This window comes from Streptomyces sp. NBC_01092, from assembly GCF_045039535.1.
Classification (GTDB): domain Bacteria; phylum Actinomycetota; class Actinomycetes; order Streptomycetales; family Streptomycetaceae; genus Streptomyces.
On sequence record NZ_CP108659.1, the window covers coordinates 5,431,073 to 5,448,376 of the forward strand.

Consider the following 17,304-nt stretch of genomic DNA (forward strand, 5'->3'; position numbering starts at 1 on the left):
GGTCCATGACCTTGCAGAAACGTGCCTGTCAACGATTGCATATGCGTCCGCACTACCCCACCGCATGAGCCCTACTATCGGCTCGCCATGACAGCAGCAGGGAAGCACCAGGTGAGCCGCGCGGAAACCTCACGTCGAGGAAGCCGGCCCGGCCGGGCGGGCATCAGAGACGTGGCGGCCGCCGCCGGGGTCTCCATCACGACCGTCTCCGATGCCCTCAACGGCAAGGGCCGGCTCCCCGACGCCACCCGACGCCATGTCCGCGAAGTCGCCGACCGACTGGGCTACCGCCCCTCGGCCGCGGCCCGAACACTACGCACCGGCAAGTCAGGACTCATCGGCCTGACCGTGACGACATACGGGGATGAACCTTTCACCTTCACCGAGTTCGCGTACTTCGCCGAGATGGCCCGTGCGGCCACCTCGGCCGCGCTCGCCCGCGGCTACGCCCTCGTGATCCTCCCCGCGACCTCGCGCCACGACGTGTGGTCGAACGTCGCCCTCGACGGCACGGTCGTCATCGACCCGTCCGACCACGACCCGGTCGTCAGCGAACTGGTCAGACAAGGCCTCCCGGTCGTCTCCGACGGGCGGCCCGCCGGTTCGCTCCCGGTCACGGCCTGGGTCGACAACGATCACGAGGCCGCCGTAATGGGCATCCTCGATCACCTGGCCGACGCCGGCGCCCGCCGGATCGGTCTGCTGACCGGAACCACGACGGACACGTACACCCATCTGTCGACCACCGCGTACCTGCGCTGGTGCGAACGTGTCGGCCAGGACCCGGTGTACGAGGCGTACCCGGCGCACGACCCGTGCGCGGGCGCCGTCGCCGCCGACCGGCTGCTCGCCCGACCCGACCGCCCCGACGCGGTCTACGGCCTGTTCGACCCGAACGGCACCGACCTGCTCGCCGCCGCCCGCCGCTACGGCATGCGTGTACCGGACGACCTGCTTCTGGTGTGTTGCAGCGAGTCCACGGTGTACGCCAACACCGAGCCGCCCGTCACCACGCTCTCGCTCAAGCCGCGCCGCATCGGCACGGCGGTGGTCCAGCTCCTCATCGACGCCATCGAGGGGGTCGACTCGGACCAGCCGGTCGAGCAGGTGATACCGACGGAGCTGATCGTGCGTACCTCGTCCCAGCGACGCCCACCGCGCACGACGGTCAGCCCGCCCCGGTCGCCCGAGGATCGGTAAACGCCCCCCGAAGCACGGTACGGGCAGGTCGGGGGGCCGGGCCGAGCCCGGTCGTCGAGTGGTCGAAGACCTGCCCAATCGGGGCGAAAGCCGCGGTGAACAGGAGTCCTGCTCCGATTCACCACCCCTGGGTCATCACATGGCGCGATCGGCATTCCTATGATGGGCCCACGACACCCGCGGGCCGCTGCGACCAGGCAGTCCGATGCGGTGCAGATGCGGCGCGATGGTGGAGGGGTCTGATGACTCAGGGGGCCGGTCAGGGACCCGAGGTGGAGCGGACGGCGACGTTGCGCGACTTCCGGGTGCCCGCGTATGTCCACGAGACCGGTCCGTACGGCCAGAGCACACACCCGGGCGAGGTCGCCCCGCCCGTGGTCGCCCCGCCCGTCGACGAGGCCTATCCCGAGGGGTACACGCCCACGCAGCGCGACCTGCCGGTGATCAACCGCGGCGACACTGTTCAGGTCCACGTCGACCCCGCCTCCCTGCCGGTGCAGCAGTCGACGAGCGGCCCCGGTCCGCTCTTCGTCGTCGGCGACGTGCACGGCTATCTCGACGAGCTGGTGGCCGCCCTCCAGGAGAAGGGCCTGATCGACTCGGCGGGGAACTGGTGCGCGGGCACCGCACGGCTGTGGTTCCTCGGCGACTTCACCGACCGCGGCCCGGACGGCATCGGCGTCGTCGACCTCGTGATGCGGCTGTCCGCCGAGTCCGCGGCGGCCGGCGGCTACTGCAAGGCCCTCATGGGCAACCACGAGCTGCTGCTGCTCGGCGCCAAGCGCTTCGGCGACACCCCCGTCAACTCCGGCGCGGGCACCGCCACCTTCCAGGCGGCCTGGCTGCTCAACGGCGGCCAGAAGACCGACATGGACCGCCTCCAGGACCACCATCTGCAGTGGATGTCCCGGCTGGACGCCATGGAAGAGGTCGACGGGCATCTGCTCGTGCACTCGGACACCACCGCCTATCTCGACTACGGCGACTCGATCGAAGCGGTCAACGACACCGTCCGCGAAACGCTCACGCGCAATGACGCCGACGAGGTCTGGGACCTCTTCCGCAAGTTCACCAAGCGGTTCTCCTTCCGCGACGAGGGCGGCCCGGACCACGTGCGCTCGCTGCTCGATACGTACGGCGGCACCCGCATCGTTCACGGCCACAGCCCCATTCCGTATCTGCTGGGCGACGTCGGCTCCGAGGACGGCGAGGACAGCACCGGGCCCCTGGTCGAGGGACCGCACGTCTACGCCGAAGGGCTCGCCATCGCGATGGACGGCGGCGTGACCATGGCCGGAAAGCTGCTGGTCCAGCAACTTCCCCTGGATATCTGAACGTTCACCGGGCAGACGTCCCCCCATCACGCAGGGATGGAGGACGGCGCAGGCCAGGGCCCAATTTTGGCAAACCCCCTGTCACCGTGTGCCGTCACCGCTCTACCATCGGCTTATCCGTAGCAGGCTCCCCTCCGTTTCTGCCCGACGGCTCGTTGGCATGCGAGCCCCAAGCCCTACGGAGCATCGGGGGATGCACATGAACAGCGTTCCGCAGCACCTGCACAGCGAGGACCGCCAGGAGTACGAGCGGATCCTCGACGAGGCGCTGCGCTCCGCACCACACCGCCCGGAACTGGCCGCTGTGGGACAGCGGCTCAACCCCGAACAGCTGCGCACCATGGCGCTGAACGCCACCGCACTCATCACGGCGGCCGCGGCGACCGAGTACCAGCACTACGTGAAGGTCCGCGAGGAACTGCGCCAACCGGCGCCGTCCACCCCGTCGTCCGCCCGCCAGGCCGACTCCGCCGAGTCGGGCACAGGGGCGATGGGGCTCGCCACCACCATGGGCGAGGTCGCCGAGACGGCGGGCCCCGGCGTCGTCGCCGTGGTCGCCGTCCTGGCACCCGTCCTCGCCGGCACCGCCGCGGCGATCTTCCTGCTCGTCGGCTACATCCTGAAGATGTTCAACCCCGAGCCGGCGTTCGCCCAGACGATGCTGACCACCGGTTGGGTGTTCGGCGCCATCGCGGCGGCCGCGATCCTGGTCGCCGCCGTCGGACTCCTCCTCACCGCGCTGCGCAACCGACCGGCCTTCGATTCCGGGCCGTACGGCGAACTGAGCGAAGAGGTGGCCCGGGCCAGGGAAGTCTGGCGCGAAGCCCTGCTGGAGCGCGGTGTCCTGCCTTTCCTACGGGAGGCACTCACCGACCCCGGCACGGCGGCGGCCCTGCACCGCACGGCACCGACGACACCGGCCGGCCGCATCCCGAACCTCGGCTACGACCGCCCGGGTTTCAGCAGCCCGGACGACGGCGCCTCCCGGGGCTCGCGGCCGAGCTTCAGCAGCCCGGACTACACGAGCCCGGACTTCGGAGGGCCGGAACACCAGCCGGAGTAGCCCCTCGGCTTGCGCCCCCGCCGTGAGAAGGCGCCCATCAGGGGACCCTCCTCCTCGACGGAACCCCGGGGATGCCTCCTCGGGGAGGCGCAAGCCGAACATCGGGGCAGCACGCCCAACAGCCTGGCCATGAGCCCGACAGCAGGGCAGCACTCCGGACACCGGGGCATGAGGCCCTGGGTCAGGACGCCGACGTCAGTCCGCGATCGGCAGGTACACCCGGTTACCCGCCGCGGCGAACTCCTGAGACTTCTGAGCCATTCCCTCCTCGATCTCCGCCCGGGATCCGCCATGGGTGCGGCGGATGTCCTGGGAGATCTTCATCGAGCAGAACTTCGGCCCGCACATGGAGCAGAAGTGGGCCGTCTTGGCCGGCTCGGCCGGAAGGGTCTCGTCGTGGAACTCCCGTGCCGTGTCCGGGTCCAGGGCTAGGTTGAACTGGTCCTCCCACCGGAACTCGAAGCGGGCGTCGGACAGTGCGTCGTCCCACTCCTGCGCACCGGGGTGTCCCTTGGCGAGATCGGCGGCGTGGGCGGCGATCTTGTAGGTGATGACGCCGGTCTTGACGTCGTCACGGTTGGGCAGGCCCAGGTGCTCCTTGGGCGTGACGTAGCAAAGCATGGCCGTGCCCCACCAGGCGATCATCGCGGCACCGATGCCAGAAGTGATGTGGTCGTACGCCGGCGCGACGTCCGTGGTCAGCGGGCCGAGCGTATAGAACGGAGCTTCATCGCAGATCTCCTGCTGAAGGTCGATGTTCTCCTTGATCTTGTGCATCGGGACGTGTCCCGGGCCCTCGATCATGGTCTGTACGTTGAAACGCTTCGCGATCCGGTTGAGTTCCCCGAGCGTCCTCAACTCCGCGAACTGCGCCTCGTCGTTGGCGTCCGCGATCGAGCCGGGCCGAAGGCCGTCGCCCAGCGAGTACGTGACGTCGTACGCCGCGAGGATCTCGCAGAGCTCCTCGAAGTTCTCGTACAGGAAGCTCTCCTTGTGGTGCGCCAGGCACCACGCCGCCATGATCGAGCCGCCGCGCGAGACGATGCCGGTCTTGCGGTTGGCCGTCAGCGGGACGTACGGCAGACGCACGCCGGCGTGGACGGTCATGTAGTCCACGCCCTGTTCGGCCTGCTCGATGACCGTGTCCTTGTAGATCTCCCAGGTCAGCTCCTCGGCGCGGCCGTCGACCTTCTCCAGCGCCTGATAGAGCGGCACCGTGCCGATGGGCACGGGGGAGTTGCGCAGCACCCACTCGCGGGTGGTGTGGATGTTGCGGCCGGTCGACAGGTCCATGACCGTGTCGGCGCCCCAGCGGGTCGCCCAGGTCATCTTCTCGACCTCCTCCTCGATGGAGGAGGTGACCGCGGAGTTGCCGATGTTGGCGTTGACCTTCACCAGGAACCGCTTGCCGATGATCATCGGCTCGATCTCCGGGTGGTTGACGTTGGCGGGCAGCACCGCCCGGCCCGCGGCGATCTCCTCGCGGACCACCTCGGGCGAGACGTTTTCCCGGATGGCCACGTACTCCATCTCGGGTGTGATCTCACCCCGGCGCGCGTAGGCGAGTTGCGTCACCGCCTGTCCGTCACGGCTGCGACGCGGCTGGCGCGGACGTCCGGGGAAGACCGCGTCGAGGTTGCGCAGGCCGCCGCGCGGAGAGGTGTGCTTGATCCCGTCGTCCTCGGGGCGGACGGGACGGCCCGCGTACTCCTCGGTGTCGCCGCGGGCGATGATCCAGTTCTCCCGCAGCGGGGCAAGCCCCCTGCGGACGTCGGTGTCGGCGAGCGGATCGGTGTACGGGCCTGAGGTGTCGTACAGCGTGACCGACTGCCCGTTGGTGAGGTGCACCTGGCGGACCGGCACCCGCAGGTCGGGGCGTGAGCCCTCGACATACGCCTTGTGCCAGCCGATGGACTTCCCGGCCTCCGTGGGGTTTTCGCCCTGAATGGACTGTTCGTCCTGGCTGGAGGCAGGCGTGCGCGCGTCCTTGATGGTCATGAGACCTACTCCCTACGCCGGCATTACCCGGTAACAGGTTCGGCGGTCGACGCAGCGTTATCCGTCTGCCGACGTTTCGTGTGAAACATCACTCGCGATGAGTGATGTTTCATGTGAAACATCGCTGGGACGGAGGTCAGCGCCCTCTCAGCCCGGTGCTCCGAGCTCCCGCGTGTACAAAGGTGTCTCCACGCTAGCGTCAATTCGGGCGCGGTGAACAGGGGGCCCCTGCCGTTCTTGCGATGATCGGTCGGTGACCTCGCCGCATGAGCCTCCGTACCCACCGCCCGAGCCGCCCCGCGGCCCGGGCTCCGGAAACGCCCCCGCGAGGGGCAACGGCCGTACGGGCGGCCGGGGTCCAGGCGTCCCCGGAGGCAGATACGACGGTGGATACGGCCCTGGCTCCACGGGCGGCCACGACGGTCGCACGGCTGAAACCGGCGGGTGGCCCGAGCACGGCACGCGCCCGGGTGGGATGCCGGAGCCCCGGGGCGGAGGCGGCGACTGGCATGAACCCGGCCCCCGGCCTGGCGGCATACACGAGCGCGGGAGCGGAGCCGGCGGTATGCACGGGAGCGGAGCCGGCGGCGGGCACGAGCGCGGACCTGGCTTCGGTGGTCCGCACGAGCACGGGCCCAGTTCCGGCGGCCCGAGCGGGCAGGGGCCCGGCCCGGGTGATCGGCCCGGTTCCGACGCCGGTGGTGGTCATGGTCACGGCCCCGGAGCCGGCGGCGGGCGGGGCGGTGGCGACGATGACGGGCATGGGCACGGACATGGGCATTCGCACAGTCACGCTCACGGTCCCGCGGCTCCCGTCTCCCAGCACCTGCGCAAGGTCATCGCGGCGGTTCTGATCCCGTTCGCCGCGGCGGTGGTGGTGGGGCTCGCGGTGCTGTGGCCGGGCGGTGCCCCGGGCCATGAGCGCACCGGTGTCGGCTTCGACCGGCAGACCCAGCAGGCCACGGTCACCAAGGTGGTCGAGCTGAGCTGCAAGGACGTCAACGCCTCGGGCGTTCCGCCGACCGGCGACACCTCCACCGCCGAGGGGTCCTCCGCGGCGCAACAGGAGAGCGGCACCTGCAAGAAGGCGACGATCCGCGTCGACACCGGCAAGGACAAGGGCCGTACGTTCACGGAGATCGTGCAGCCCGACCAGTCGCGGCAGTTGCACGAGGGCCAGGAAGTCGTGGTCGCCTACGAGCCCTCAGCCCCCAAGGACCTCCAGTACTCGGTCACCGATGTGAACCGGCGCGTGCCATTGGCCGTGCTCGCCGGCATCTTCGCAATCGCCGTCGTGGTCGTCGGGCGGCTGCGGGGCGTCATGGCGCTGATCTCGCTGGCCATCAGCTTCATGGTGCTCAACTTCTTCATCCTGCCCGCGATCCTGCAGGGCTCGAACCCGCTGGTCGTGGCAGTGGTGGGGTCGAGCGCGATCATGCTGATCGCCCTCTATCTGTGCCACGGCCTCTCTGCCCGTACCTCGGTCGCGGTACTCGGCACGCTGATCTCGCTGCTGCTGATCGGCATCCTCGGCTCGGTGTTCATCGACTGGGCCGCGCTCACCGGCAACACCGACGACAACACCGGCCTCATCCACGGGCTGTATCCGTCGATCGACATGAGCGGTCTGCTGCTGGCCGGCATCATCATCGGTTCGCTCGGTGTCCTCGACGATGTGACGGTCACCCAGACCTCCGCCGTCTGGGAGCTGCACGAGGCCAATCCCACGATGGGCTGGCGCGGGCTGTACCGGGCGGGCATCCGCATCGGGCGCGACCACATCGCCTCCGTTGTCAACACACTCGTCCTCGCCTACGCGGGCGCCGCGTTGCCGCTGTTGCTGCTCTTCTCGATCGCGCAGAGCGGCGTCGGCACGGTCGCCAACAGCGAGCTGGTCGCGGCGGAGATCGTGCGCACGCTGGTGGGCTCCATCGGCCTCGTGGCGTCGGTACCGGTCACCACCGCCCTCGCGGCCCTGGTGGTCTCGGCGGACCGGCCGGCGGCGAGCTCGGTGCCTGCCGGTGCCCAGCCGGCCCCGGCAGGCGCTCAGCCGGGTCCCACGGGCGCTCAGCCGGGGCAGGGGCGCGGCGGGCGGGGACGACGGCGGAAGCGGTGACGTGGGGGCGACTGCGGAAGCGGTGACGCGGGGACGGCGGCGGAAACGCTGACGCGGGGTGACTCGGAAGCCCGGGCAGGCGACCACAGCACGGCGGCCACGGCGGCGGCCAGCTGGGGCGGTCTGGCCGATGTCGGCGGCGTGCCGGCCGACTGGGCAAGCCTGGTCGGCGGTGGAGCCATGACGCCGTGGCAACAGCGGGTGGCTCTGCCGACAGCGGCGTAGATGCAGTGCCAACGGAGGCGTGGCAGCCGCACCGACAGAGGCGTGGAAGGCCGCGCCAACGGGAGGCAGCAGCCGTGCCAACAGAGACGCAGAAGCCGCCCCGACGACCGCCGTACGGCCGACCCGCCGACGGCTGAAGGGCGCCGAGCCGACGCGGCCGACTTCGCCCATCCGGCGGAGCGCGAAGTACACGCGGCGGCAAGGAAGCGCTCCCGCGCGCCCCTTGTGCGCCGCTGAAGCGTTACGCCACCCCCGCCCATGCCCGGCGTAACGCTTCAGCCGGCGCTCTGCTCTTCCGCGAGGATGCGGTCCAGGGCCTCGTCGAGATGGGCGTCGAAGTCGGCGAGTGCGCCCTCCTGGCCGAGCGGCACCAGCTTGTCGGTGCGGTCGAGGAAGGCCACGAGCGGCGCCACCGAGGACCGGAACAGCGCTTGGTCCGCACCGACCTGAAGCCGGATCAGAACGTCGCCCAGCGTCTCGGAACCGGCAGGTGAGACGCGTACATCACCCTCACCGCACGGCCTGCCCACCCCGTCCACCAGCAGCTCCCGACCGAAGGCCCAGGTCACCGGCGCATCACCGGGGAGGTGGAAGGTCAGCCGCACCGCGTAGGGATCACAGGTCTCGTAGCGCAGCTCCACCGGGATGCGGAAGGAGAGCTCCTCGGACACGAGAAAGCTCATCATGACCTCTGCCTGTACGGACTCTCGCATCGCCTACCCCGTCGGTTGCCTTCGACTGGCCGGGACCGGATCCCAGGCCTGGTGGAATCTTGCTGAACGTACACGAGAGATCACAAGGAGTGAGTTTTCAGATACTGATAGAGATCGCCAGTGACCCCAGGAGCCGCCCGACCTCCTCCTGGAGCTGCCGCGCCGCGGACAGCAGTCGGTCGTCCTGCTGGACGGGCAGCGAGATGGCCATCGTCGCGGCCGTGGTGCCCAGCGTGATCGGGATCGCCGCGCATACCGTGCCCAGCGCGTACTCCTGGCGCTCGGTCACCGGCTCCATCCGGCGGATCCGTTCGAGGCGCCGGAGCAGGGTGCGGCTGTCGCGGACCGTGTACGGGGTGATGGACTGCACGGGGTGGCGCTCGAGGTGGTCGCGCCGGGCGTCCTCGTCCAGCTGGGACAGCAGGCACTGACCGATGGCGTGGGCGTGCCCGGTCTCACGGAAGTCGGCCCATTCCTCGACCGCCGGATTGCCCGGGGTGTCGGAGACGCACACGACCTCGATCTCGCCGTCGCGGTACTGGGCGTAGTACACGGGGACACCGATGGCGTCACGGCATTGGGCGAGCGTGTCGGCGACCGTGCTGCGACGTTTCTGCTCGGCTCCGCTGCTGCTCAGCCGCACGGCAGCCTCACCGAGGAAGAACAGCCCTTTCTCGCGGCGCAGATAGCCCTCGTGCACCAGGGTGCGCAGGAGGTGGTACGCCGTGGGCAGTGCCAGGCCCGTTTCGCGGGCGAGTTGCTTGGCGGGGGCCCCGTACGCGTGCTCGGCGACGCATTCCAGCAGGCGCATCGCGCGCTGGACGGATCCGATCAGCGTCGCGGAGTTCGGCTGCTCGGCGGGTTCCGGAGAGGCCTGCCGCGGCACCTGGGGTACGGAGGAGCGCGGTCGGGCCAGGGGTGCGTGGGGTTCTGAGGTTGCGGTGTCTACCGTGGCCAAGGGTCACTCCCGAAGCGCGAGGGGGGCCGCCCGTGCTGGGGAAACACGGGTGGGGGTGTACGCCGCTCGCGGGGGGTCGTCCCCGCGTCGATTTCCGGACTCTATTGGTCAGCCACTGCCCGCCGACGCTCTGTCCGGGAAACTTCCCTCGCCCGAGGGAACCGGTGATTCCTGTTACCGCCCACCGGTCCCCACGGCCCTCACCAGTCGCTGCGCGACGAAGAGCTCGACATGAACTTCCGCACGACGTAGACCAGTCCACCGACCAGCGCCACGAAGACCAGCACCTTGAAGAGCAGTCCGATCACGAATCCGACGACGCTGGCTATCAGCCCGCCGAACACGACCAAGGCGATGACCGGCACCGCGATCCACTTCACCCACCACGGCAGTCCCGCGAAGATCTCACGCATCGCCCTCGTCCTTACCTCTCTGCCCGTCCTGTGCCGGGTCCCGATTGCTCGAATCTGCTGATGAATCTTCTGATTCCCTGCACTCGATGCTAGGACCGACAGGTGCCCGGCGGGGGCCTCGCAGCCCTTGTCCTCCCCTGATCGATCCCCTAGGGAACCCTGAGGCCAAAGGTCAGCTCTCGGGCGGAGAGAACATCACGAGCACCCGCAGGTCCTCGCTGATGTGGTGGAACTTGTGGGCGACGCCGGCCGGCACGTACACCACGCTGCCGCGCGCCACGTGTGTGGTCTCCATGCCGACGGTGATCTGGGCGCGGCCGCTCACAACGAAGTAGACCTCGTCCTGATTGTGCGGCTTCTGTGGATCGTGCTCGCCCGCGTTGAGCGCGTACAGCCCGACCGACATGTTCCGCTCCCGCAGAAACTGCAGGTAGGCGCCCTCGTTGGCGGCGCGCTCCGCCTCCAGTTCGTCCAGCCGGAATGCCTTCATCGCTGTCGTTCGCCCTCATCCCAGTAGTCATGACCAGTGCTCATGGCCGATTCCGTCTGCCACGATCAGACACATGAAGAATTTCGTAGTCAAGACGATCGCCAACGCGGGCGCCCTGGCGGTCGCCGTCTGGCTGCTCGACAAGATCACCCTCACCGGTGACAGCACGGGCAAGAAGATCGGCACCCTGCTCATAGTCGCGCTGATCTTCGGCTTGGTGAACTTCCTGGTCAAGCCGATAGTCAAGCTCTTCAGCCTGCCTCTGCTCATCCTGACGCTCGGCCTGTTCACGCTGATCGTCAACGCGCTGATGCTGCTGCTGACCTCATGGCTCGCCGACAAGTTCGACCTGAGCTTCCATGTCGACGGCTTCTGGACAGCCGTGCTCGGCGGCCTGATCATCTCCATCGTCTCCTGGGCGCTCAACCTCGCCCTGCCCGACGGGGACTGAGCATCCGATGACCTACCGCGTCTGCTTCGTCTGCACCGGCAACATCTGCCGCTCGCCGATGGCCGAGTCCGTCTTCCGCGCCCGCGTCGAGGATGCCGGACTCGGCGGCCGGGTCGAGGTCGACAGTGCCGGCACCGGAGGCTGGCACGAGGGCGACCCGGCCGACCCGCGCACCGTCTCCGTCCTCGAGGAGCACGGGTACGAGAGCGGCCACGCGGCTCGGCAGTTCCAGTCGTCCTGGTTCGCCCGGCTCGATCTCGTCATCGCCCTCGACTCCGGCCACCTCAAGGCCCTGCGCCGCCTCGCTCCCACGCCGGAGGACGCGGCGAAGGTGAGGCTGCTGCGCTCGTATGACCCCGCCGCAGGCGACGACCTCGACGTGCCGGACCCGTACTACGGCGGCAGGGACGGGTTCGAGGCGTGCCTCGACATGGTGGAGGCGGCGAGCACGGAGCTGCTCGCCGCGGTCCGTGCACAAGTGGAGGGACGGGCGGCATGAGCGATCCGGACCCGCAGCGGCGGCATTCCGGCGACGGCACGCGCGCGGTGCGAGCCGGACTGCCCGAGCCGGTCAAGCACGAGCCGACCCTGCCGGGTCCGGTGTTCGCCGCCCACTACCACCTGCCGGGCGAGCCCACGGGTCCGTACACCTACGGCCGTGACGAGAACCCCACCTGGACCCATCTGGAGCGCGCCATCGGTGAGCTGGAGGCGCCGGGGGAGGACGGCGTGGAGACGCTCGTCTTCGCCTCGGGCATGGCCGCCATCTCGTCGGTGCTCTTCTCCCAACTGCGGGTCGGCGACGCGGTCGTCCTGCCCGACGACGGCTATCAGGCCCTGCCCCTGGTGCGCGCGCAGTTGGAGGCGTACGGCATCGAGGTGCGCACCGCGCCAACTGGCGGGGACGCCCAGCTCGGCGTCCTGGACGGCGCGAAGCTGCTGTGGATCGAGACTCCGTCGAACCCCGGCCTCGACGTGTGCGATATCCGCCGGCTCGTCTCGGAGGCACACGCGCGCGGCGCTCTCGTCGCCGTCGACAACACGCTCGCGACACCGCTCGGGCAGCGCCCGCTCGAACTCGGCGCCGACTTCTCGGTGGCCAGCGGCACCAAGCAGCTGACGGGGCATGGCGACCTGTTGCTGGGATACGTCACGGGCCGCGACGCCGAGGCCATGTCCGCGGTGCGCCGCTGGCGCAAGATCGTCGGGGCGATTCCGGGGCCCATGGAGGCCTGGCTCGCGCATCGTTCCCTCGCCACGCTCCAGTTGCGTGTGGAGCGGCAGAACGCCAATGCCCTGGCGGTCGCCGAGGCGCTGCAGGACTGGCCGGAGGAGCTCGGGGTGCGCTACCCGGGACTGCCCCGCGACCCCTCGTACAAGATCGCCTCGCAGCAGATGCGGCGCTATGGGTGCGTCGTGTCCTTCACGCTGCCCCCGCGCGCGCGTGCCGAGCGTTTCCTGGGCGCCCTGCGGCTCGTCGACGACGCGACCAGCTTCGGCGGGGTGCGCTCCACGGCCGAGCGGCGCGGGCGCTGGGGCGGCGACGCCGTACCGGAGGGCTTCATTCGCATGTCGGTCGGTGCCGAGGATCCTGAGGACCTGGTGGCCGATGTGCTGGGCGCGCTGGACGAATCGGCTCGGTGACGGCTCCGATCCTGCGTCCGTCGGTGTCCTGATACGTAGGTCGGGCGGTCCGAACCTCCCCCCTCGTGGCTCGGACCGCCCTCGGTTCTGCGCGCGAAGAACCGCGCGAACAAGGCTAGTTGACTCTCTGTCAGTGTCCAATCACAGTAGCGACAGCGACCTATCGACTTATTTATAGTTGGGCCCTGCCCTGGGGGTGGGGAGAAGGGCGGGGAAGGGGAGGGTGTGGCATGGATCTGGCCTTGTTGCGCACTTTTGTGACCGTGCACCGGGCCGGCTCCTTCACCCGCGCCGCCGCGCTGCTCGGACTGTCGCAGCCGGCCGTGACCTCCCAGATCCGCACCCTGGAACGGCAGTTGGGCCGCCCCCTGTTTCTGCGGCAGGCCCGCGGAGTGACCCCGACGACCATCGGCGACGAACTCGCCCACAAGGCCGCGCCGCATCTCGACGCCCTGGTGGAGATCGCCGAGACGGGTCTCGACGACGAGTCCTCCCTACGGACCCTGCACCTGGCCGGCCCTCCTGAGTTCATCGCCGAGCGGGCGTTGCCCGCGCTCACCGAACTGACCGGCGAGGACGGCCTGGGTTTCGCACTGCGCGCGTCCTTCGGCAACGCCGAGGAGACCCTTGAAGGGCTGTCCGCCGGGCATCACGATCTGGCCATCTGTACGGCCCGTCCACGCGGCGCTCTGCTCACGGCGACTCCGCTCTGCGACGAGGAGCACGTCCTCGTCGCCGCTCCGCACTGGGTCGACCGGATCGGCGTGGGGCAGCTGCATCACAAGGGAGCGCATGCTCTGGAGGACGTCCCGGTGGTGGAGGTGCACGAGTCCCTCCCGTTCGTCTCCCGCTACTGGGCCTCGGTCTACGACTCCCGTCCTGCTGCCCCGGGCATGGTGATCGTCCCTGACCTGCGCGCGGTCCTCGCCTGTGCGGTCGCGGGAGCGGGGTTGGCGGTGCTGCCCCGCTATCTGTGCGCGGCCGCCCTGGAGTGCGGCGAGGTCGTCGCCCTGCACGATCCGCCGGTGCCGCCGCTGCGGACGTATTTCCTGGTGGTCCGTACCGGCACGTTGGCGATGCCGCACATAGCGCGGGCCCACGAGTGGCTGCTGCTGGCGGCTTCGAACTGGGCCTGACCAGCGGCTCCCGACGAACCGGAGCAGCGAGTCCTCACTGCGCCGAACAGGACTTTCCGGGACGTCACGCGGTGAGCTCGACCGGTGACGTTTCGCGATGTTTCACGTGGAACCAGCCGGGCCACATTTCTCCCATGACCGTCCGACCCGTGGTCAAGCGCACCGCACGTGCCGTTCTGCTGGACGGCGACGATCTGATCCTGATCAAGCGCACCAAGCCCGGCATGGATCCGTACTGGCTCACGCCCGGTGGCGGCGTCGAGCCGACGGACTCGACCGTCGTCGACGCCCTGCACCGCGAGGTCTACGAGGAGCTCGGCGCCAAGATCACCGATGTGGTGCCTTGTTTCGTCGACACCGTGGAGCACATCGGCGAGGACGGCGGAGCGACCGGTGTGAAGGTGCAGCACTTCTTCGTCTGCCGCCTGGGGTCTATGGACACGTCCTTGCGGCATGGCCCCGAGGTGGACGAGCCCATTGGCGAGTACGAGATCGTGCGGGTGCCGTTCACGCGGGTCGGGATCGCGTCCGTCCATCTCGTGCCGCTGTCGCTGCGGCACTATCTCGACGGCAACATCGAGGGCGTGCGGGCGATGCACGCGCCCGACCTGGGCTGATGGTCGACGGTGGGTCAGTTCGCGGCGACGAGCTCCTCCACCGAGTCATGGCGTATGCGCTCGACGGGGATGCCGATGTCCCTCAGTACGTCCACACCGCTGCGGATCATGCCGGGCGGTCCGGAGACGAAGGCGTCGTACTCGGTCCAGGGCCCGTACTGGCGTATGGCGTCGGGCAGCTGGAGCAGTCCCTGCCGGTCCACGACCGGGCGGACCTCCAGCCAGGGGTGGGACTGCTTGAGCCGCAGCATCGTGTCGATGTCGTACAGGTCCTGGTCGGTGCGGGCGCCGTAGAAGACCTCGACCGGTCGCCGCTCGCCGTGCTCGGCGACGTCCTCGACCAACGCCTTGATGGGCGCTATGCCGGTGCCTCCGCCCAGGCAGAGCAGCCCGCTGTCGGTCGTGTGGTCGACGGTCATCGAGCCGCTCGGCGGACCGAGCCGGATGATGTCGCCCGGGCGGGCGCGGTGCACCAGCGCGTTGGAGACCCAGCCCGCGGGCACGGCCTTCACATGGAACGACAGCAGACCGTCGGAGCGGGGCGCGGAGGCGAAGGAGTAGTGCCGCCAGATCCTGGGCCACCACGGCGTCTCCACGCTCGTGTACTGGCCGGCCAGGAAGGGGTAGGGCTGGTCGGGGCGGACGGTGAGGACCGCGACGTCCGACGTCCTGGGTTCGTGCGAGACGACTTCCGCGTACCACCAGGCGGGGGCGCGCAGTTCATCGGCCGCGGCGGCGTCGATCATGACCTGCGAGATCGTCGTGTACGCCCGGACCCAGGCGGCCTCCATCTCCGGGTGCCAGATGCCGGCCGCGTACTTGCTGAGCGAGCCGATGAGGCACTCGCCGACGGCCGGGTAGTGCTCGGGCCGGGTGCCGTACTTGCGGTGACCACGGCCCAGGTTCTGCAAGTAGTCCACGAGCACGGGCTTGTTGTCGATGTGCTCGGCCGCGGTGAGCAGGGCCTTGAGCAGCCGGTCGCGCTGGGTGTCCATCGCGGCCGGGAACAGGGATCGCAGGTCGGGGTGGCGCACGAAGAGCAGCGCGTAGAAGTACGAGGTGACCTTGTCGGCCACGGGGCCGACCTCGGCCATCGTCCGGCGGATCAGAACGGCGTCCGGGGAGGCCGGTTGGGCCGGGGCGGGGCGCTGGGCAGGGACGTGCAGCTGCGGGGCGGGCTCGGTGAGGGTTGTCGGCGCCGCGAAGGGGGCGGGCTCCGCGACGGGAGAGGGTCCCGCAAGGGGGCCGGGTGCCGTGGGTGGGCCAGGGGCCGCGAACGGGCTGGAGCCCGGCGTCTGGGGCCGCGCTGTGGTCGCCTGGGCGGAGACGTACGGCGGTTGGCTTGAGGCCGGAGCAGTGGGGGGCGGCGGCTGTGGGGGCGGTATGTGCCCCGTGGCGGGTGGTTCGGGGGGCGACATCACGGGCGGTGCCCCCGGTTGTGGTGCCGTCGCGCCGTCGCCGGTGTGTTGCTCGTCGTCGGGGCCGGGGTCATGATCCTGGTCCGGTGGGGCCGTGCCGTCGGCCGTCAACGTCCTGCCCACCGGGCGCATCGCGGCCAGGCGTCGGCCCTCGGCCGCTTCCTGTTCGCTGCCCGGGGTCGTCGCCGGCTGCTTGCGCGGCGTGAACCAGCCGCCCCCGCCGCCGGAAGTGCCGTTGTCGGCCGACGCGGTGGTCGGAGCGTCCATGGTGTGCCTCGCCTCGAACATCTCTCGGTCGGTCTGCGCACTTCCTCGATCGGAAGGATCGGAAGGTGCCTCTTCCCCCGCGACGGCTTGCATTCCCCGTTCGTTGCCGCGATCCAATACGCCCACATTCAACCCGTATTCACGCCCGGTACGGACAAGTAAGGCGAGAGTGTGACATTGGCCGCAGTGCTCTCACCGCAGCATCCCACCGAGCGTCAGCGCCCTGGCCCCGTAACCGAGAATGCGGGTCTTCGATCTCTCCGTCCCATTACGCTGCTCCGCCTTGCGCTCGGTCCAAGCCGGGAGGGTGCATCACAGCTCGGACACGAACCGGAGTCGACCATACCGGCCGTTGCCCCGATCACAAGTCCCCCCTTCCTCCCTCACGAAAAGGGTCAGAGGACGAAGGGGCAATTCCTTCAATTACCGGCCGCTGCGCACCAATTCATAGGCTTCCCACAGATCCATCCCCATGTAGGTATGGGTCGCGAGGCCAGCCAGATGACGGTCCGCATTGACTGCGACGGACACTGGGACGGCTCCGAACAGGTCCTTGTCCGACAGCGAGTCGCCGTAGGCGACGCATTCGGCCCGCGTCACCCCGAACTCCTCGCACAGCCGGTCCGCGATGCGAACTTTCGCCTCGGCACTGAGCACTCCGGCCGGATCGACGGGCTCGGTGAACGGCACGGCCGGAAAAACGGAACCGTACGCCGCGTGGGAGCCCCAGCCGGTCAGGCGCTCGACGAAAAACGATGGCGAAAGCGAGACCACGGCACAGTAGTCGCCCTGTCCCCTGATCTCCGCCCAGACCTCCCGGATCCGGGCCATCCAAGGCGCGCTCTCGAAAGCGGCCGTCACATGGAGCTCGGTGAGATCGGCCCAGAGCGCGTGTACCCGCTGCGCGTACTCGGGAGGGCCGATCAACCCTGCCGATATCTCCCGATCGAGCGCGACTGTCTCCGCCTCCAGCCCGAGCTGTCGTGAGATCTCCACGGGAGCGGATGTTCCGCGCAGAAGCGTGCCGTCCAGATCGAAGAGGTGAAGTCTCGCCATGCGCATGAGGCTAATGGCGGGTCGGTCGATCTCCTGGACGGTGATCTGAAGAGACTCGCCAGGCCATGGCCATGCCTCTCGGCGGGCATTCATGGAAGGCCCTTTGGCGGATGCTCGGCGTTCGCTCATGTTTCACGTGAAACACCCAGCGTCTACCGGCGTGCTGTGCGGCGCCCCGTGACATGGCCAAAAGGTCGTACGTCTC

16 protein-coding genes and 1 riboswitch are annotated in these 17,304 nt (G+C 69.3%); of the genes, 9 read left to right on the forward strand and 7 right to left on the reverse strand.

The genetic code is table 11. The annotated features are described in order from the left end of the window. Positions 1-87 precede the first annotated feature (87 nt). The 3 genes from OG254_RS24650 (at position 88) to OG254_RS24660 (ending at position 3,597) form a co-directional block, all read left to right on the forward strand. Positions 88-1,200: a LacI family DNA-binding transcriptional regulator gene (locus tag OG254_RS24650; protein ID WP_405585464.1), complete on the forward strand. Its 1,113-nt coding sequence runs from the start codon at positions 88-90 to the stop codon at positions 1,198-1,200. Between the two features lie 242 nt (positions 1,201-1,442). Beyond that, positions 1,443-2,534: a metallophosphoesterase gene (locus tag OG254_RS24655; RefSeq protein ID WP_351195981.1), complete on the forward strand. Its 1,092-nt coding sequence runs from the start codon at positions 1,443-1,445 to the stop codon at positions 2,532-2,534. A gap of 193 nt (positions 2,535-2,727) precedes the next feature. Then, entirely contained in the window at positions 2,728-3,597 is an 870-nt protein-coding gene (locus tag OG254_RS24660; RefSeq protein ID WP_405585468.1) for a hypothetical protein, read from the forward strand. Positions 3,598-3,792: 195 nt separating this feature from the next. On the opposite strand, the gene thiC is transcribed toward OG254_RS24660, so the two are convergent. Continuing rightward, on the reverse strand, positions 3,793-5,595 hold the full coding sequence (gene thiC / locus OG254_RS24665) for a phosphomethylpyrimidine synthase ThiC (RefSeq protein ID WP_148000293.1): 1,803 nt from the start codon (positions 5,593-5,595) through the stop codon (positions 3,793-3,795). Beyond that, positions 5,588-5,777, reverse strand: a riboswitch (TPP riboswitch). (Overlaps the previous gene by 8 nt.) Before the next feature lie 383 nt (positions 5,778-6,160). Here thiC and OG254_RS24670 point away from each other — a divergent pair. After that, positions 6,161-7,711, forward strand: coding sequence for a YibE/F family protein (locus OG254_RS24670; protein WP_405585471.1), 1,551 nt, complete (start codon positions 6,161-6,163; stop codon positions 7,709-7,711). Positions 7,712-8,211: 500 nt separating this feature from the next. Here OG254_RS24670 and OG254_RS24675 read toward each other — a convergent pair whose 3' ends face one another. The 4 genes from OG254_RS24675 to OG254_RS24690 form a co-directional block, all read right to left on the reverse strand. Beyond that, positions 8,212-8,649 carry an SsgA family sporulation/cell division regulator gene (locus tag OG254_RS24675; RefSeq protein ID WP_062707976.1) on the reverse strand — a complete coding sequence of 146 codons (438 nt, stop codon included), beginning with the start codon at positions 8,647-8,649 and terminating at the stop codon, positions 8,212-8,214. 97 nt (positions 8,650-8,746) lie between these two features. Further along, positions 8,747-9,484 (reverse strand): IclR family transcriptional regulator, encoded by a 738-nt coding sequence (locus OG254_RS24680; RefSeq protein ID WP_405595169.1) that lies wholly within the window; start codon positions 9,482-9,484, stop codon positions 8,747-8,749. 323 nt (positions 9,485-9,807) lie between these two features. Continuing rightward, positions 9,808-10,020: a DUF5326 family protein gene (locus OG254_RS24685; RefSeq protein ID WP_148000295.1), complete on the reverse strand. Its 213-nt coding sequence runs from the start codon at positions 10,018-10,020 to the stop codon at positions 9,808-9,810. Between the two features lie 172 nt (positions 10,021-10,192). Beyond that, on the reverse strand, positions 10,193-10,510 hold the full coding sequence (locus tag OG254_RS24690) for a cupin domain-containing protein (protein WP_148000296.1): 318 nt from the start codon (positions 10,508-10,510) through the stop codon (positions 10,193-10,195). A gap of 73 nt (positions 10,511-10,583) precedes the next feature. Here OG254_RS24690 and OG254_RS24695 point away from each other — a divergent pair, with 73 nt between their 5' ends. The 5 genes from OG254_RS24695 (at position 10,584) to OG254_RS24715 (ending at position 14,358) form a co-directional block, all read left to right on the forward strand. Further along, positions 10,584-10,961 carry a phage holin family protein gene (locus tag OG254_RS24695; RefSeq protein WP_148000297.1) on the forward strand — a complete coding sequence of 126 codons (378 nt, stop codon included), beginning with the start codon at positions 10,584-10,586 and terminating at the stop codon, positions 10,959-10,961. Between the two features lie 7 nt (positions 10,962-10,968). Continuing rightward, complete coding sequence (locus OG254_RS24700; RefSeq protein WP_405585477.1) at positions 10,969-11,460, forward strand: low molecular weight protein-tyrosine-phosphatase; 492 nt, start codon at positions 10,969-10,971, stop codon at positions 11,458-11,460. Further along, positions 11,457-12,605, forward strand: a complete 1,149-nt coding sequence (locus OG254_RS24705; protein ID WP_405585480.1) for a cystathionine gamma-lyase — start codon at positions 11,457-11,459, stop codon at positions 12,603-12,605. The genes OG254_RS24700 and OG254_RS24705 overlap by 4 nt, the downstream gene beginning before the upstream one ends. A gap of 230 nt (positions 12,606-12,835) precedes the next feature. Then, positions 12,836-13,741: a LysR family transcriptional regulator gene (locus OG254_RS24710; protein ID WP_405585483.1), complete on the forward strand. Its 906-nt coding sequence runs from the start codon at positions 12,836-12,838 to the stop codon at positions 13,739-13,741. Positions 13,742-13,875: 134 nt separating this feature from the next. Further along, a complete protein-coding gene (locus tag OG254_RS24715) occupies positions 13,876-14,358 on the forward strand; it encodes an NUDIX domain-containing protein (protein WP_148000301.1) in 483 nt (160 codons plus the stop codon). Positions 14,359-14,372: 14 nt separating this feature from the next. Here the strand turns inward: OG254_RS24715 and OG254_RS24720 are convergent, their stop codons facing one another. Together OG254_RS24720 and OG254_RS24725 are read right to left on the reverse strand one after the other, a co-directional pair. Beyond that, entirely contained in the window at positions 14,373-16,043 is a 1,671-nt protein-coding gene (locus OG254_RS24720) for a globin domain-containing protein (protein ID WP_405585487.1), read from the reverse strand. Between the two features lie 423 nt (positions 16,044-16,466). After that, on the reverse strand, positions 16,467-17,099 hold the full coding sequence (locus OG254_RS24725) for an HAD family hydrolase (protein WP_405585490.1): 633 nt from the start codon (positions 17,097-17,099) through the stop codon (positions 16,467-16,469). Positions 17,100-17,304 lie beyond the last annotated feature (205 nt).

Excerpts from the sequence above, each read along its gene's own strand:
- OG254_RS24650 (WP_405585464.1), top strand. The coding sequence starts at position 88 with ATGACAGCAGCAGGGAAGCACCAGGTGAGCCGCGCGGAAACCTCACGT.
- OG254_RS24655 (WP_351195981.1), top strand. The coding sequence starts at position 1,443 with ATGACTCAGGGGGCCGGTCAGGGACCCGAGGTGGAGCGGACGGCGACG.
- OG254_RS24660 (WP_405585468.1), top strand. The coding sequence starts at position 2,728 with ATGCACATGAACAGCGTTCCGCAGCACCTGCACAGCGAGGACCGCCAG.
- thiC (WP_148000293.1), bottom strand. The coding sequence starts at position 5,595 with ATGACCATCAAGGACGCGCGCACGCCTGCCTCCAGCCAGGACGAACAG.
- OG254_RS24670 (WP_405585471.1), top strand. The coding sequence starts at position 6,161 with ATGCACGGGAGCGGAGCCGGCGGCGGGCACGAGCGCGGACCTGGCTTC.
- OG254_RS24675 (WP_062707976.1), bottom strand. The coding sequence starts at position 8,649 with ATGCGAGAGTCCGTACAGGCAGAGGTCATGATGAGCTTTCTCGTGTCC.
- OG254_RS24685 (WP_148000295.1), bottom strand. The coding sequence starts at position 10,020 with ATGCGTGAGATCTTCGCGGGACTGCCGTGGTGGGTGAAGTGGATCGCG.
- OG254_RS24690 (WP_148000296.1), bottom strand. The coding sequence starts at position 10,510 with ATGAAGGCATTCCGGCTGGACGAACTGGAGGCGGAGCGCGCCGCCAAC.
- OG254_RS24695 (WP_148000297.1), top strand. The coding sequence starts at position 10,584 with ATGAAGAATTTCGTAGTCAAGACGATCGCCAACGCGGGCGCCCTGGCG.
- OG254_RS24700 (WP_405585477.1), top strand. The coding sequence starts at position 10,969 with ATGACCTACCGCGTCTGCTTCGTCTGCACCGGCAACATCTGCCGCTCG.
- OG254_RS24705 (WP_405585480.1), top strand. The coding sequence starts at position 11,457 with ATGAGCGATCCGGACCCGCAGCGGCGGCATTCCGGCGACGGCACGCGC.
- OG254_RS24710 (WP_405585483.1), top strand. The coding sequence starts at position 12,836 with ATGGATCTGGCCTTGTTGCGCACTTTTGTGACCGTGCACCGGGCCGGC.
- OG254_RS24715 (WP_148000301.1), top strand. The coding sequence starts at position 13,876 with ATGACCGTCCGACCCGTGGTCAAGCGCACCGCACGTGCCGTTCTGCTG.
- OG254_RS24720 (WP_405585487.1), bottom strand. The coding sequence starts at position 16,043 with ATGGACGCTCCGACCACCGCGTCGGCCGACAACGGCACTTCCGGCGGC.
- OG254_RS24725 (WP_405585490.1), bottom strand. The coding sequence starts at position 17,099 with ATGGCGAGACTTCACCTCTTCGATCTGGACGGCACGCTTCTGCGCGGA.